Below are 17114 nucleotides of genomic sequence, written 5' to 3' on the forward strand. Positions count from 1 at the left end.
ATGTAAAAAGTGAGCTGTAGTGACTCCACTTCTTACTTTTAACTTTTAACTTCTCACTTCTCACTTCTCTTTCTACATAGAAAAATATTCTGCGATAGGTCCCAAAGCCAATGCCGGGAAGAATGACAATGCTGCTACAATAGCGATTACTGCAAATACCATCAGTCCGAATGTTGAAGTATCTGTTTTTAATGTTCCCGCACTTTCAGGAATATATTTTTTAGCGGCAAGGCTTCCTGCAATAGCAACCGGACCAATAATTGGTAAGTATCTAGCCATTAGCATTACAATTCCGCAGGCGATATTCCAGAAAGGAGTGTTGTCTCCTAGTCCTTCAAAACCGCTTCCGTTGTTCGCACTGGACGAGGTAAATTCATATAGCATTTCACTGAAACCGTGATACCCCGGGTTATTCAACCAACTTCCGTACGTTTCAGGATCCTGAGAGTATAAATAACTCGCAATCGCCGTTCCTGAAAGGATTAAAAGAGGATGAAGAAGCGCAATAATCATGGCTATTTTCATTTCTCTTGCTTCAATTTTCTTTCCTAAAAATTCGGGTGTTCTTCCTACCATCAATCCACTGATAAAGACGGCAAGAATGATGAAAATATAAAAATTCAGAAATCCGACTCCTACTCCTCCGTAGAAGCAATTCACCATCATTCCAAGCATTTGATTCATACCGCTTAATGGCATAAAACTATCATGCATAGAATTGATACTTCCTGTAGAAATTACGGTTGTTGCAATACTCCAATAAGCAGATGCTGCAGAACCAAAACGAACTTCTTTACCTTCCATATTCCCCATGGTCTGAGAAATTCCCATATGAGAAATCGCAGGATTACCATTTACTTCGGTAATAACCGTCGGGATGGTAAGCAATAAGAAACCTATTGTCATGACTCCAAATACTGTCCAAGCTAATTTTCGTCTTCTGACAACATATCCCATTGCAAAAACCATTGCCAAAGGAATCAGCATCTGAGTTACAATTTCTACGATATTGGTGAAGTAATTAGGATTTTCGAAAGGGTGAGCCGAATTAGGTCCAAAAAACCCACCACCGTTTGTTCCTAAATGTTTTATTGCCGTAAATGCAGCAACCGGACCACGACTGACTTCTATTTTATCACCTTGTAAATTGGTTATTGTGTCTTTACCTTCAAATGTCATTGGGGTTCCGTTGAATACCAATAATGTTGCTACTACAATGGCAATTGGCAATAAAATTCTTGTACAGCTTCTTACAAAAAAGAAGTAAAAATTTCCCAATTTATCAGTTGCTCTTTCTTTCATGGCAAGAAAAACTACGGCAGCAATCGCAATACCACACCCTGCAGAGATAAACTGCCAAAGCATTAAAACCAATTGTCCTAAATATGACATTCCTGTTTCGCCGGAATAATGCTGTAAGTTGGTGTTCGTAACAAAGCTTACCGAGGTATTAAATGCCAAATCTCCACTCATAGACGGATTATGATCCGGATTGAGAGGCAGCCAGCTCATATTGGTAAGAACAAACATTGAGATCAGAAACCAAACAACGTTTATCGTCAGTAATGCTGCAAGATGTTGTTTCCAGTTCATTTCCTTTTCAGGATCTACCCCGGAGATTTTGTAAAAAATTTTGTCGATAGGATTAAAAATCCCGTCCAGCCAGGTTTTTTCTTTAGTAAAGATCTTCCCGATATATCTTCCCAGAGGAATTGCAAGCAAAACCACTAAAGCATACATGAGAACAATTCCTGTAATTTCTGTATTCATTTTTTTAAATAATAATTTATTGTAGTTTATCTGTTTGTGATGTGGTGGTGTCTTATGTTAAGGCTAAGCCTTTAACAAATAGTACCAGATAAATAAAGGCTATCACGAAGGATGTCCAAAAAATTAAGTCTAGCCAATCCTTCAATTTTTCTTTAGAATTTGGACTCATCATTCTTTTAGAATTTTTCTGGTTTTACCAAAACGTAGCATACATAGGCAAATACGGCAATGGCAATAACGAATAGTGCGATCATATTTTTTCGAAAGATTTAATGATTAAAAAGAAAAGTACAAACAGTACTAATCCTGTAAGTGTCAAAATAGCTGTCATTGTTCTTATATTAGAAGATTTTTATCGCAAGTCCTATAAACACAATTGATCCGTAAAGAAGCAAGAGTAAATGCCAAGGTTTAAACCTTTTTATTATTTTTAATTTCCAGTTTTGCATACCAAAATTTTTATTGTATGCCAGAATATTCTCAATAATAAGACCGCCAAGAATAAAAAATCACAACAAACTATATTTCAATTCATTAAAATTAAAACAGCAGATATACCAAAAGAAAAACCCTTTCATTTTGAAAGGGTCTTAATAGTATTTTGAAAGGGTTATATCATCTTATGAAGTGATTCCGTATTCAGAAAGTTTCCTGTACAAAGTCGTTAATGCTATATTGAGTAAACGAGCGGTTTCGGTTTTATTTCCGTTTGTATAATTAAGAACTTTTTGAATATGAATTTTTTCTGCACTGGCCAATTCAAAAGCCGACAAGATTTTCCCTTTTATTTTTTCTTCATTTAGATTCTGAAAATCATAAGGCAATGATTCCACCTGTAAATGATCTCCTTCCGTCAGAATAATACTTCTTTCAATAATATTTCTTAATTCACGAATGTTTCCTTTCCAAGGATGCCTTTTAAGCGCTTCCAGATAATCGGGGGAAAGTTCTGAAATCTTTTTTCCGATCTTAACCGAAAATTTCTTTAAAAAACTATACGCCAAATCTTCAATATCATTGATTCTCTCACGAAGCGGAGGCAGAGTCATGGTGAAAATATTGATTCTGTAATAAAGGTCTTCTCTAAAATTACCTTCTTCAATTTCTTTTTCAAGATCACGATTGGTCGCTGCAATGATTCTAACATCAATTTTCGTAGGTTTATTGTCTCCTACTTTCAAAAACTCTCCGGATTCCAACACACGAAGAAGTTTTGCCTGAAGATCCAAAGGCATTTCACCGATTTCATCCAGAAAAACAGTTCCGTTATTTGCTTCTTCAAAAATTCCTTTAGAATCTTTTATCGCTCCTGTAAAGGCTCCTGCTTTATGTCCAAACAATTCATTTTCCAATAATTCTTTACTGAAAGCTGAACAGTTGATCGCGATAAAGTTATATTTCGTTCTTTTACTGGCATTGTGAATAGCATTGGCGAAAACTTCTTTTCCTGTTCCTGTTTCTCCTGTTAACAAAACGGTTGCATCCGTAACGGCCACCTTTTTTGCTGACTCAACGGCTAGTTTAAGTTTTTTTGAATGTCCGATTATTGAATCAAATGAATGTTTATCTCCCAATTGTTTTTCCAACTGAGAAATACGCTTATTCAGAGAAGCTTTTTCCAATGCTTTATATACCAATGGAATGATTTTATTGTTGTCATCTCCTTTTGTAATGTAATCAAAAGCACCATTTTTGATCGCTTGAACGCCATCGGGAATATTACCAAAAGCGGTTAATAAAATAACTTCAACAACATCATATTTCTCTTTTATTTTTTTTACGAAATCAACCCCACTTCCATCCGGCAATTTGACATCGCAAACCACCACATCGATGTCGCTAAATTCTAATCTCTTTGAGGCATTCGCAAGATCGGAAGCCTGAAATACTTCAAATCCTTCAAGGCTTAGAATTTTGGATAATAAAGTTCTTATTTTCTCTTCGTCGTCAATAACCAGTATTTTACTCACTGCTTTTATTTTATTTACAAATTTAAAATTATCTTTTCCTGTTTTTTCTTTTTATGAAAAATTTAGCCACATTTTTTGAAGGCAGGTCTACAAACAAAAAATCAGCAGACTGGAAAATTGCCTGCTGTTTATCAAAACTAACAAAATTAACTGCGAAATAATTACATATACTGCATGATAGCTGCAATTACAAATACTCCTACAATCACAATAATATGGGTAGCAAAAACTTCTGTTCCGTGTAATTTGGAAGTTTTTTTCCACTGTTCCCAACTTCCGTGTTTTCTTATTTTCATAGTCAAATATTTTAAATTCCTGATTTATAAACTTGGTGTAGGTAAGCATTTTTCAAAGGCACAGGGATCTTTTCAAAAATCAGATTTTTGTATGCTTTGTCACAGGTAAACGTAAGGCTGTCTAAAGAATAGATAAAAACAGATTCTATAGCATTTTTCAAAGCCTGATCTCCCTTTTTATACATCTCATCCATTTTATTAAGGCAGAGAATCAAAACTTTCTGATCTTTATTCCCAATAAGTTTCTTTATTTGTTTTGTGAAAACATTAATTACCATAAAAGAGTTTCTGGTTCTAAAGGTATCTTTGAATTCTTCTTCTGATTCCGGAATTACTTTTACGATTTCCTGTATTGCTTCTGTATGATTCATTTTTAGAATTATTTTGAATCATTGATGCCAATTTATATTCCTTTTTCGACGAGCAAAAAATTACAATCTAAAAATCAAATAGTTATATTAAATTCTATGATAATTAGAAATAAAAAAGACTATCGTTTTGATAGTCTTTTTCTCAATATGATCATTGGTAAAATAGTTTTATCAGCAGAATTCCCTCTATTTTACTCTGACAGTAAAGTTGTTTTTAAAGATTAATTTCAATTACAAAATTTCCAGCAGCTCGTCTTTTGACAGATTATTAAAAAAAGAAGCATCTGTTTTAATTAAATCCTGAGCCAGCTTATGTTTTTTCTTTTGCATATTCATGATTTTTTCTTCCACCGTATTCGCACAAATCAGCCGAACTGCGACTACATGCTTTGTCTGTCCGATTCTGTGGCTTCGGTCGATCGCCTGATTTTCGATGGCCGGATTCCACCATGGATCAATAAGGTATACGTAATCTGCTTCGGTAAGATTCAAACCAACTCCTCCTGCTTTTAAGCTGATTAAAAATACCCGAACCTCATCATTGGTCTGGAAATTCTGAACTTTGGTTCCTCTGTCTTTCGTTTGCCCCGTAAGATATTCAAACGGAATATTCTTTTTCTCCAGTTCCGCTTTAACAAGATCGAGCATTCCTACAAATTGGGAAAAAACCAATATTTTGTGTTCTTTGGATTTATTTTCAATCTGTTCGGTAAGGATTTCAATCTTCACGGCATTATTTCCGGAATGTCCTTCTTTTAAAAGTACCGGAGAATTGCATATTTGTCTGAGTTTCGTTAACCCTGTTAAAACATGCATATTATTTTTTGTGATATCGTCATCATTGGAAGCGGAAATAAATTCGCGCAGTTCCTGTTCGTAATTATCATAAATTTTGCGTTGCTCCGCATTCATTTCACAGTAAATGACCATCTCCGTTTTTTCGGGTAATTCACTGGCAACCTGTTTTTTTGTTCTTCGGAGGATGAAAGGTTTTATTTTTTGCTGAAGTTCCAATGCTCTTTTGCTGTACTCAAATTTATCGATCGGGATTGCATAAATATCTTTGAAATACTGCTTGCTTCCCAACAATCCGGGACAGGCAAAAGAAAGCTGCCCGTAGAGATCAAACGTATTGTTTTCAACAGGCGTTCCTGTAAGGACGATTCTGTTTCTGGACTGTAATAAACGCGCGGCTTTATATCTTTCTGAATTGGGATTTTTAATTGCCTGTGATTCATCTAAAAAGATATAATTGAAACGGAAATTTTTCAGAAAACGAATATCAGACAATACCATTCCATACGTCGTTAATACGATCTCATATTCATTTATCTTTGTGATACTTTTCTCCCTTTCTGCTCCGTAATGCGTAAATATTTTCAGAGAAGGGGCAAATTTTTGTATTTCTTCCTGCCAATTGAACAGTAAAGAGGTCGGAACCACCACCAAATTGGTTGTATGTCCGTATTTTTCTCTTTGTGATAAGATAAAGGCAATGATCTGTAAGGTTTTTCCCAATCCCATATCATCGGCAAGACAGCCTCCGAAATTGAAATTGTCTAAAAAATTCAGCCAGTTCAGTCCTTCCCGCTGATAATCTCTGAGTTCTGCATTCAACTCAGCAGGAACTGATATTTCAGATCGGTTTATAGTTAAAAATTGCTCGTGGTAAGTCGTAATTTCATTTTGTACTTCTTCACTCAACACTTCTTTTTCAAATAAATCGGATATTTCCGTAAAATTGACTTTAGGAATTTTTAGTAAGTCTTCATCTATATCTCCTGCCTGAAAATATCTGTTTATTTTTTCGATCCATTCATCGGGTAAAATCCCGTGAGAACCATCATCCAGCTGTACAAATTTGCTTTTGTTTCGGAGCGCTCTGTGTACCTGTTTCAGCGTGGCTTTCTTTTTTCCGAAATGAACTTTCAATTTAGCATTAAACCAATCAATTCCGCTATTGACCTCTATGGTTATTTTGGCTTTGTGAGGATTGAGCCTGTTATTTTTAATTTCATTAAATCCAAGAATGCTAATTCCTTCATTTCTCCATATTTCAAAAGTGTTGAGAAACCAGTTTTCTTCTAAAAATTTATCTTTATGCAGATAGAAATATTCACGTCCTTCCAACTGTTCACTAAAATCAGGATGCTGATTCATGATCACCGAAGTGAGAGCAATTTCTGCATTATAATCGCGCTCTATTGTAAATTCATTTCCGTTCTGATCAGTATCAAAAATCTGCTTTCTGGAATAAACCGGAACTTCTGCTTCCCCATACTTCATGACAGGAATAATGGAGATGAAATTCCCTGTCTGATTAAGGTAAACAATGCGTTCTACTTCAAATTTTTTCTCAATAAGTTCTACAGAAGTGGCTTTTCGGATATAGCTGTAATTAATATGAACCAGATTCTCTAAAGGAGCCAAAACATGCTGAACAAATTCTTCATATTTGGAAGAATGAACCAATAAAATTTCATTATTAGCTTTAAAGAACTTAAGCACCCGAAGCATATCGGGATGATCTACATAATGAAAAGTCTGCTGATGATAGACAAAGTTTTCATTCCGGATCACCACATTTTTGAAAGGAATTGAAACATCATTAAAAACAAGTTCACCGGTAATTTCAAAAAACGGTTCTTTTTTAAATACAGTCAGCTGTATTTCAGCTTTTAAAACCTTTACATCTACAGGAATCAGAGATTTTGAAGATATCGTTTCAGAAATCTCTCTGTCATGAAAATAGGTATCTAAATCTAAGGGATTTTTAATAATTTGCTGTAAAGCATCCAGTTCAGTATCGGTATTGTCTTCATTGTATTTATTCTGGAAAACAACAAGGGCTGTATAAAATTTAATGGCTAAAGTACTTTCAGCCTTCCATATCAGATTCATCGGATCTGTACTGCTTACCGGATTTTTAATTTTTCCGGTCTGTGTGATATCCGCTTCCATGAGCAAAAAGCTCAGTTGGTTGTAATAGCGGTGCCTTCCAATAACAAGGATCTGTTTTTTATCTGTTTCCTGAGCCGCTAATTTCTTGATCAGAGATTGTTGTTGAGGAATGAGATCTTTCTTAAAAGCCTGTTCGTCTATTTTCAGCAGTTCTTTTATTTTACTTTCGATACTCAGCTTTCCATCCCCATAATTTAATTGAAAGTAGGCATCCAGATTCGATTCATTTTCCAAGCCATATCCTTTCGCTGATCGTACTAACATTTTACGGCGAAGGTTATTATCATAGAATATCCGAAAGTCTTCTTTCTCAAGAATACAATGAATGATCTCAGCCTGATGTTCACACAATTTTTGATCATCATGATCACAGGAGCAGGATGAAATAATATCATTTCCGATCTGGCTTACCGAAACTCTGGGAAAATCAAAGGTTGCATTGTTTTTAGTAAACACGCCAACATTCAGTTCAAGAGCAATGGGATAAATATTTTGGAAGTCTCTGTTTTCCATAAAACTTCCGTTTTGGGTATGTTTCAGCAATTCATACACTGAAAGTGTACTGATATTGGTATTGAATAGTATATATTCTTCTGATAATTCCATTACTGATTTCCGGCTAAGCGGCAAATTTCTGAAAATTAATAGAAAACTTGCTTATACTTTTTCTATTTAATTAATCGGCTCTTTGAATTTAACCACAAAAGACACAAAAGCTATATCAGTAGATGCTATTAGATAATAAAGTTCTCAAAAGAATAAAAATCAAAGATTTTTAAAGACTGGTGTTTTCTTTTTTCATTTTAATGATAAACTTTAAATAGATTATCTGATTCTTTTGTGTCTTTTGTGGTTAAATAAAAATAGTAAAAAAGTGAAATCCTCCGAAAAGAATTTCACTTAGAAAAATTTAATGCTCGTGTTCTCCTGAATTAGACAGTTTTGCATTCACAAAAAAGGCTCCTTTTACCACAATTCTTGCATCAGGATCAATTGTACTTACTGGAGTAATTGCTGTGTATCCCATATCCGTAGATCCTTTTACCACTTCAATTTTTTCAAAACTCATAGTATTTAAATGCTGTTTCGGTTCTTTCCCGTGACCTTTTTCCTCTTCATGCGCTTCTGCTTTTTTATTGGTCTGTACAAAGACATAATATTTTCCATCTGCTTCTACGATTGCTTCATTGGGAATTGCAGGAGTAACCGATTTATCCAGACTTACAATTCCCGTGATATTCATTCCGTCAATTAATCCTTCTTTATTTCCTGTAACATTGGCATGAACTGAGATTGTTTTGCTTTCATTTTCAAAAGAGGAACCGATGCTGTATATTTTTGCATCATATTCGGTTTCAGGATTATTGGTCAGCTTAAAATGAACGATCTGATCTATTTTCATTTTAGGCAAATCTTTTTCAAACACCTGAAGATCAAGATGAATGGAATTATTATCAATAACATCCAACACCGGAGAAGAAACATCTACATAACTTCCGATCTGTGCATTGATATTACTCACTGTCCCGCTGATTGGTGAGGTAATAACCAATCCTGATCGTAAATTACCATTTGTTACTTTTCCCGGGCTTATTCCCATCATCTGAAGCTGTCTTTCTACAGAAGACCGTTGAGTTCTCAGGCTTTTTAATTCTGCATCTGCACTTTGGAGATTCTTTTTTGCTCCTGCATCATTATCGAAAAGTTCTTTTTGTCTTCTGTATTCCTGTTCTGCATAGGTAATTCTACTGTTTATCGTCAAATATTGCTCCTGCAGCTGAATGTATTCAGGATTGCTTATGGTAGCCAATACCTGACCTTTTCTCACAAAATCACCGATCTGAACGTTAATGGTTTTAATAACTCCGCCATACAAAGAAGTTACTGTTGCTTTTCTATTGTTAGGAACTCTTAACAAACCATTGGCTTTAATGGTTGAGGTCAGTTCTTTCATTTCAATCGTTGCCAGACTCACTCCTACCGATTTCATTTGCTCTTCGGTCAGTTCTGCAATCGTTTGGGGAGCTTCTTCATGATTTTCTTCTTTCTGCTCGGTTTTGGGTTGTTCCACCGTTTTTTCTGCATCCTCTTTTTTTCCGCAGCTTATGGCAAAAAGTGAAATAAATACAAAAGCGATGATATGATATTTAATGTTCATTTTATTTATTAATTATAGAATTGATAGTAATTACAGATTCATTTACCTTTTGGATGGATTCCAGATATTTCAGCTGAATATTGGCAGCAGTTTGCAGAGCGAAAAGATATTCCACATACGATATTTCACCTGTTTTATATCCCAGCTGTCCTGCTTTTATAATCTTTTCTGCATTCGGAATTGCCTGATTCATATAATACTCATATTGTTTTACATTTTGCAGATATTGATTGAATGCATTTTCCAAAAGTGTTTCCAGTTGCTTTGTCTGTAATTTCGCATTAGATTCTGCCATTTGCTTCTGAAGTTCCCAGGATTGCATTCTCGCTTTTGTTGCCCCGAAAGTCAATGGAATGGAAACTCCTATCGTTCCTGAATGAAACCGGTTTCCTCCATTGAAATACCGCTCCATCCCGTTGATTGTCTGAAAACCCATCAAAGACTGATTGGTATACCCGATCGTAAATTCCGGAAGTCCCTGAGACTTTTCAACCTTCTTATTTTTTTCTGCAATCTCCATTTCCTGATAGAATGCTTTCACAGTGGGATGTTTCGCAATAGAAAGACTGTCAAGAACATCATCAGCTTTTAGAGGATAATAATTTTTATTGGCAGGAACGGTAATCTCTTCTGAAGTATTGAGCAATGTTTTTAAACTTTTATAAGCATTGGTAAGATATACCTCATTTTGATTGAGCAACAGGTTAATTTCTCCTTTTTGAGTTTCTGCCGTATTGATCTCAATTTTTTTAATATCTCCGGCTTTAAATCGTACCGTAGCAATTCTTATAAAATCCTGATACAGACTATCGAGGTTTTTCAGCTTTAATTGATTGTACTGCAAATATTCAATCTGATAATAATAGGTTCTGACCTGTTTTGCCAGTTCATTGACAGAGATCTCTTTATTAATCTGTTTTCCTTTGATCTCTTCAGCAATCAGCTCTTTTTTAGCTTTAAATAAGGTCGGAAACGGAATATTTTGCGAGATCGAAAAAGACTGGTCAAACTTTTTACTGTTATATTGCCCTACTTGTGCATCAAAATTCAATTTTGGGAGTTCTTTGGCAGTAGGTTGTAAAGCTTCACTGGCTTTGATATCTAGATCTTTTGATTTGACCAACTCATTATTAATCAACGCCATTTGTACAGCCTGTTCCTCGGTTAAAGAGGTTCTTTGCTGTGCTTTAAAAGTCTGTCCAAAGCATAAAAATCCTAACACGACAACTGTCGTTACTGATTTAGGTTTTATCTTTTTTATATCAACTTTTGTATTAAAAATAATATACAGCAGCGGTAATACGAACAGCGTAAGGAAAGTTGCGGTAATCAAACCTCCTATTACTACTGTTGCCAAAGGTTTCTGAACTTCCGCTCCGGCTCCCGTAGAAATGGCCATCGGTAAAAATCCTAATGAAGCAACAGTTGCTGTCATCAGTACAGGTCGTAATCTTGTTTTTGTGCCTTCAATGACACGTTTTATCATATTGGTTTCTCTCTCTTTTTCTAATTGGTTGAAAGTTCCGATCAAAACAATTCCGTTAAGAACGGCCACACCAAATAGAGCGATAAATCCTATTCCGGCACTGATACTGAAAGGCATATCTCTAAGCAATAAAGCGAAAACACCTCCTATTGCACTCATCGGAATCGCTGTAAAGATCAATGCCGCCTGTTTAAAGGAATGGAATGTAAAATACAACAGCATAAATATCAACAATAATGAAACCGGTACCGCAATCATCAATCGTTGACTTGCAGCCTGCAGATTTTCAAACTGACCTCCGTACGTGAAATAATATCCTGATGGTAATTTCACTTTGTCCAGTCTTGCCTGAATATCTTTTACAACACTTTCTACATCCCGGTCTTTTACATTAAAGCCTATTACAATTCTACGTTTTCCTTCTTCACGGCTGATTTGGGCAGGTCCTAATTTGTAACTCACATTCGCCACCTGAGAAAGCGGAATCTGCGCTCCGGAATTCGTAGAAATCATCAGATTATTTACATCATCAATATTTGTTCTGTGGAGACTGTCTAAACGCACCACCAAATCAAACCTTCTTTCGTTCTCGAAAACCTGACCTGCAGTCTGCCCCGCAAAAGCGGTGCTTAAAGCATTATTGACCTGTTCAATATTCAATCCGTAATTTGCCATTCTGGTTCTGTCGTACTCCACATTGATTTGCGGAAGACCACTTACCCGCTCGATCTGCGGCGAAGTCGCTCCTTCAACCGATGAAATTATTTTTGCTGTTTTATCTGCATATATTGCCAGTGAATCCAAATTTTCACCAAAGATCTTTACAGCTACATCTTGTCTGATCCCGGTCATCAATTCATTAAAACGCATTTGGATCGGCTGATTCTTCTCAAAAAATACTCCCGGAATGGTTTCCAGTTTTTCGGAAATCTCATCGGCCAATTCATCATAGGATTTTTTGCTTTTCCACTCCTCTTTCGGCTTTAAAACGATAATCAAATCGGAAGCTTCAGGCGGCATGGGATCTGTAGGAACTTCTGCCGATCCTGTTTTTCCTACCACCATTTTTACTTCATCAAATTGTTTGATGATTCTTGAAGCCTGCATTGAGGTTTCAATACTCTGACTCAGTGAACTTCCTTGTGGAAGAATACAATGGAAAGCATAATCTCCTTCCTGCAATTGCGGAATAAACTCACCACCCATCCTGTTAAATAGGAAAATCGATACCGCAAATAGAGCAATGGTCCCTCCTACTAAAACATATTTTATTTTTAAAGCTTTCTCCAACAATGGCTTATAGATTCTTTGCAATCTGTTCATCATTTTATCCGAAAAAGTCTCTTTTCGAGATATTTTTTTAGATAAAAATAATGCACTCATCATCGGAATATAGGTCAGTGACAAGATCAAGGCTCCCAAAATGGCAAATCCTACCGTTTTGGCCATCGGTGTAAACATTTTTCCTTCTACCCCCGCTAATGTTAAAATAGGGATGTAAACAATCAGAATTATAATCTCCCCGAAAGCCGCGCTGCTCCTGATTTTTGAAGCGGATAAGAAGACTTCTTCATCCATTTCAGATTGAGTCAGCATTCTTGTTGTTTTTCTTAGTCCTAAATGATGGATGGTTGCTTCTACAATAATGACCGCTCCGTCTACAATCAACCCGAAATCGATCGCTCCCAAACTCATTAAATTGGCACTTACACCAAAAACATTCATCATTCCTAACGCAAACAAAAGAGAAAGCGGAATAGCCGAAGCTACAATTAATCCTGCTCTAAAATTTCCAAGAAAAAGTACCAGAACAAATATGACAATCAAGGCTCCTTCAATTAGATTTTTCTCTACAGTATTAATTGCTCTGTCAACCAAATCAGTTCTGTCCAGAAACGGCTCAATAATCACATCATCAGGTAACGATTTCTGAATCGTCGGAATTTTATCTTTAATTCTTTGCACGACTTCATTACTGTTGGCTCCTTTCAGCATCATCACAACCCCTCCTACTGCATCAACTTCTCCATTATAAGTCAAAGCACCATAACGAATGGCATGTCCAAGACCTACATTGGCCACATCTTTTATAAAAATAGGAATACTTCCCGTTTCATTTTTTACGGCAATATTTTTTATATCTTCTATTGACGTTACCATGCCGATTCCTCTTATAAAATAGGCATTCGGTTTTTTATCAATATACGCGCCTCCAGTATTCTGATTATTTTTTTCCAGTGCTGTGAAAATATCGGTAATACTGATTCCCATTGCTTTCAAACGGTCCGGATTGATGGCTACTTCATATTGCTTAAGCTCTCCACCAAAGCTGTTGATTTCGGCCACTCCCGGAGTTCCGTTTAATTGTCTTCGGATAATCCAGTCCTGCATAGTTCGCAGTTCTTTGCTGGTATATTTTTTCTCACTTCCTTTTTTCGGATGGAGAATATATTGATAGACTTCTCCCAAACCTGTACTTACAGGAGCTAATTCAGGCATTCCTACTCCTTTCGGGATTTCTTCAACGGCTTGCTTTATCTGTTCGTTGATTAACTGTCGGGCAAAATAAATATCTACATTTTCTTTGAAAACAACCGTAATCACAGATAACCCAAACCTTGAAATACTTCTCGTTTCTTCTATATCAGGAATATTGGCAATACTTTGTTCAATAGGAAATGTAACCAACTGCTCCACTTCCTGCCCTGCAAGCGTAGGACATACAGTAATAATCTGTACCTGATTGTTGGTGATGTCGGGTACAGCATCAATCGGTAATTTTGAGGCACTCCAAGTTCCCCAAATGACCAGCATCAAAGTCATTATTCCAATGACTATTTTATTCTTGATGCTAAATCTTATGATTTTATCTAACATTGAATGTAATTTTTATTGAAGTCGTTCTGCTTAAAATCTTTAAACAGAATGACAAAAATGAAAAGAAACTCCATGCAACGGAATTGCAAAGATTTCATAACGAATTGATGAAAGACAGAAGTCTTCCATGAAAAATCAATAAAAATTAAATTTTAGGAGGTTGCCATATTTGGTCATACACCAAATAGACAAAATCATTTTTCTGGAAAAAGATTTTCTTTGAAAAATAGCTACGAACCTGCTCCGGAAAGGTAATGATCGGTTCTATTTTAAAAGAGGTTACCGTGATCTGGCAACAATTGCAAAAACATAACGGCGAACAGGCATCATTGCTTGCATGGGAATGTTCCTGCGGATTATTTACATAAGTAAAACTTATATTAGCATTCAGTTGCTTAGCAGCAACATCATTACATGGCATGATAGACAATGCCACGAAATAGAATGTTAAAAGCAATCTGAATAAATACATTAGGGCAAATGTATAAAAATTTTACATTTGAAAAATTGAAGTTTAAAAGAATTGCAGCCCAATAAAACTTTTTATCTTTGAGTATTATAATTTGATCCTACTTCCCTCTCTAAAAAACAAATGAAAAAAATATCACTCTTAATTTTATTAATTTCCCTTTTAAACTGTAAAAAGCAAACCTTTGATGAGTTTGATTTTTCTTTTGGAAATACTTTTGAAACAGATTTTTCAATAAAATTTGACAGCAAAAATGATTCTGTTTATATTCGTGAAAATTGGTCATCATTTCAAAATAAAACCACTAAAAGCGAAACAAACTATCTTGCAGTTTTAAATACATCACAAAAAATAAAACTAGATAGTTTTGTAGAAAGTATCAACTTTAAAACTCTTGACACTCTTTATTTTGAAAGATACTCAGATGGTGAATATTATAATTTTCACATAAAAAAAGATGGGATTGAGAAAACCATTAAAACTCACAGTCATTCTATTCCAAAGTCTTTAGAGAAATTTGCATATTGGATATATGAAACAAAGAAATCGTTGAAATTAACTGAAACTAAACGAAATTTTGATTTTAAGAGTAAAAATAATTTTCCGGAACCACCTGAAGCACCTTAAAAACTTTACTCAGAAAATAATCACATAATAATAAAAAAGTCGCCGATTACATGATAGAAACAGTCTCAGTAACAATTGCAGTAGTTTTGAGAGTCATTTCAAATCCTTTAGCAAATGTTTACCAAAAGCAGCTTACTTCAAAAAACAATCATCCATTAATCGTCAATTTTTTAACGTACTTTTTACTATCCGTTTTTTGCTGTACTCTACTTTTCTTTATAGATGTTCCTTTTTTACCTAAAAATTTTTGGATGTATTCCATTTTAGGAGGAATTGCAGGTGCTGTTGGAAATGGATTTTTGGTGAAAGCTCTTCAAATGGGTGATTTGTCAGTTTTAGGTCCTATAAATTCCTATAAATCTGTGGTCGGGATTATTTTTGGAATTTTTCTTCTTTCTGAAATTCCAAACATTTGGGGAATTCTGGGGATTATTCTAATTATTTACGGAAGCTATTATGTTTTAGACACTACCGATGAAAAATTTTTCTGGAAACTTTTCAAAAAACCTGAAATTCAGTTTAGAGTTTGGGCAATGATTTTAACCGCTATTGAAGCTATTTTTGTAAAGAAAATCATTTTAGTCTCTTCTAAAACCTTAGCGTTTATAAGCTGGTGTACTTTTGGCGCTTTATTTTCCTTTATCGTTCTATTTTTCGCCAAAATAAAAGTAGGTAAAGAGCTAAAATACACACTTCAAACCGGAAACATCTTCAAGTTTCTGTTACTTATTATCTGCATAGGAACGATGCAGTTCACCACCAATTTTGTTTTCGATCATATGCCTGTTGGATATGCTTTATCCCTGTTTCAACTGTCTACGATTGTCAGTATAATCTTTGGATATCAATTTTTTCAGGAAAAAGATATCAGAAAAAAAGTTTTTGGTTCATTAATTATGATCGCTGGTTCCATCCTTATCATATTGATGAAAAATTAAACCCTTCTTAAGATAAAACTTAAAAAGGATTTAATCATTGATCAAGTATTCAAATATTCCTTATTCTGTTAAAAATGTTGGAAATTTTTCCCTAAATGCTCTTCTATCACAAAGAACGGGTCTTCTGTCAAAGTATGCGCTCTCATGTCAATAAGACTCACTTTACTCATCATACGAAGCATAATTCTTCTTTCGCATTCATTTTCTATCCCGTCTACATTTCTCACCCCGGCTTTAAAAGCAGATCTTCCGTGAGCGCATAAATGATTGTTAACCAATATCACATCTCCCGCTTGTGGAGTAAATCCTGAATAAATGAGATGTCGCGCCTCTTCCCAAAATTCTTTCAGATGATAATGAGCCTCCTCAGTTTGTTTAATACTTGGATTAAATAACTGTTCTGCTGCATCAAATCTCATAAATGGAAGCTGATGATTTCCATATAAAACCGAATCTAATGTGTCTGCCTCATCAAGTTCATTCTCTAAATTGGCATCCTTAGGAATTTTATAGATACGATCAAAAAGAGCTCTGTAATTTTCTCCAATGGATTCGTGAGAACGGATAGAATAAAGAGTTGAAGGAACCTGTTCTTCATTTCTAATGTACATAAAACTTAAAAAGTCTGCCTGATGTTTCAGGAATGCATCTTCCGTATGCACATAAAGATCCGTCGAAGAGCCCGATCCAGTCTGTGTTTCTCTCATTTTTTCGTCAGGAATGATCGCATGGATCAGTCCTCCTCCTTTACGCTGCGAATAATACTGTACAGGTTTCGAAGGAAGCGCCCCATGAATCAGTGCACACGCAAAACCGTATAAACTGAACTTTGAATAATCTGCTGACTGCCAGTTAGGAGGCGTTGTTCCGATACTTTCCTGATCAATATCCATTAACCCTTTAAAAATTAAGGCTCCATATTGATTCTTAGAAAAATCACTGGAAAAATCGGCAGCTATATTTAATATTCTCTCGGGCAAAAAATAAGAAGCTAGCTGATGAATCTGCTTTATAAATTCACGGTTTTCATAGTTCTCATATTTTTTCTGAAGATGTTTTGCTGCGTCTTTGATCATTTTTCGTTCCTCTGAAGTCAGTTCAATCACTGTTGGAAGCACTTTTACTTGAGAAATTGGGTCTTTTTTTAAAATTTCTGTAGAATTCATAAAAAAAAATTTGGTGTTAGCTAAT

The 17114-nt window shown here is 35.2% G+C and carries 12 protein-coding genes; 2 read left to right on the plus strand and 10 right to left on the minus strand.

Going from position 1 to position 17114, the window contains the following annotated elements:
* Window positions 1-72: 72 nt before the first annotated feature.
* The 9 genes from kdpA to RM51_RS19035 all read right to left on the minus strand — a co-directional run bounded on the left by kdpA (window position 73) and on the right by RM51_RS19035 (window position 14361).
* Window positions 73-1770 carry a potassium-transporting ATPase subunit KdpA gene (kdpA, locus tag RM51_RS04275; protein WP_039365522.1) on the minus strand — a complete coding sequence of 566 codons (1698 nt, stop codon included), beginning with the start codon at window positions 1768-1770 and terminating at the stop codon, window positions 73-75.
* Window positions 1771-1946: 176 nt separating this feature from the next.
* Window positions 1947-2024, minus strand: a complete 78-nt coding sequence (locus RM51_RS19685) for a potassium-transporting ATPase subunit F (protein ID WP_084110969.1) — start codon at window positions 2022-2024, stop codon at window positions 1947-1949.
* 366 nt (window positions 2025-2390) lie between these two features.
* Window positions 2391-3740 (minus strand): sigma-54-dependent transcriptional regulator, encoded by a 1350-nt coding sequence (locus tag RM51_RS04280; protein ID WP_039365524.1) that lies wholly within the window; start codon window positions 3738-3740, stop codon window positions 2391-2393.
* Between the two features lie 161 nt (window positions 3741-3901).
* Window positions 3902-4036 (minus strand): hypothetical protein, encoded by a 135-nt coding sequence (locus RM51_RS19660; protein WP_262483690.1) that lies wholly within the window; start codon window positions 4034-4036, stop codon window positions 3902-3904.
* Window positions 4037-4047: 11 nt separating this feature from the next.
* A complete protein-coding gene (locus tag RM51_RS04285) occupies window positions 4048-4407 on the minus strand; it encodes a DUF7674 family protein (RefSeq protein ID WP_039365527.1) in 360 nt (119 codons plus the stop codon).
* 231 nt (window positions 4408-4638) lie between these two features.
* Window positions 4639-7974: an SNF2-related protein gene (locus RM51_RS04295; protein ID WP_039365530.1), complete on the minus strand. Its 3336-nt coding sequence runs from the start codon at window positions 7972-7974 to the stop codon at window positions 4639-4641.
* A gap of 304 nt (window positions 7975-8278) precedes the next feature.
* A complete protein-coding gene (locus RM51_RS04300) occupies window positions 8279-9526 on the minus strand; it encodes an efflux RND transporter periplasmic adaptor subunit (protein ID WP_039365532.1) in 1248 nt (415 codons plus the stop codon).
* 1 nt (window position 9527) lies between these two features.
* Window positions 9528-13889 (minus strand): CusA/CzcA family heavy metal efflux RND transporter, encoded by a 4362-nt coding sequence (locus tag RM51_RS04305; RefSeq protein WP_084110932.1) that lies wholly within the window; start codon window positions 13887-13889, stop codon window positions 9528-9530.
* Window positions 13890-14034: 145 nt separating this feature from the next.
* Complete coding sequence (locus RM51_RS19035) at window positions 14035-14361, minus strand: DUF6660 family protein (protein WP_052248390.1); 327 nt, start codon at window positions 14359-14361, stop codon at window positions 14035-14037.
* Window positions 14362-14481: 120 nt separating this feature from the next.
* Between RM51_RS19035 and RM51_RS04315 the strand changes: the two genes are divergently transcribed.
* Together RM51_RS04315 and RM51_RS04320 are read left to right on the plus strand one after the other, a co-directional pair.
* A complete protein-coding gene (locus tag RM51_RS04315; RefSeq protein ID WP_039365534.1) occupies window positions 14482-14985 on the plus strand; it encodes a hypothetical protein in 504 nt (167 codons plus the stop codon).
* Between the two features lie 50 nt (window positions 14986-15035).
* Entirely contained in the window at window positions 15036-15923 is an 888-nt protein-coding gene (locus tag RM51_RS04320) for an EamA family transporter (RefSeq protein WP_039365536.1), read from the plus strand.
* Window positions 15924-15991: 68 nt separating this feature from the next.
* Here the strand turns inward: RM51_RS04320 and RM51_RS04325 are convergent, their stop codons facing one another.
* Complete coding sequence (locus tag RM51_RS04325; protein ID WP_039365538.1) at window positions 15992-17089, minus strand: TauD/TfdA family dioxygenase; 1098 nt, start codon at window positions 17087-17089, stop codon at window positions 15992-15994.
* Between the last annotated feature and the right edge of the window lie 25 nt (window positions 17090-17114).

It is taken from the genome of Chryseobacterium taiwanense (genome assembly GCF_000813825.1).
GTDB classification, from domain to species: domain Bacteria; phylum Bacteroidota; class Bacteroidia; order Flavobacteriales; family Weeksellaceae; genus Chryseobacterium; species Chryseobacterium taiwanense.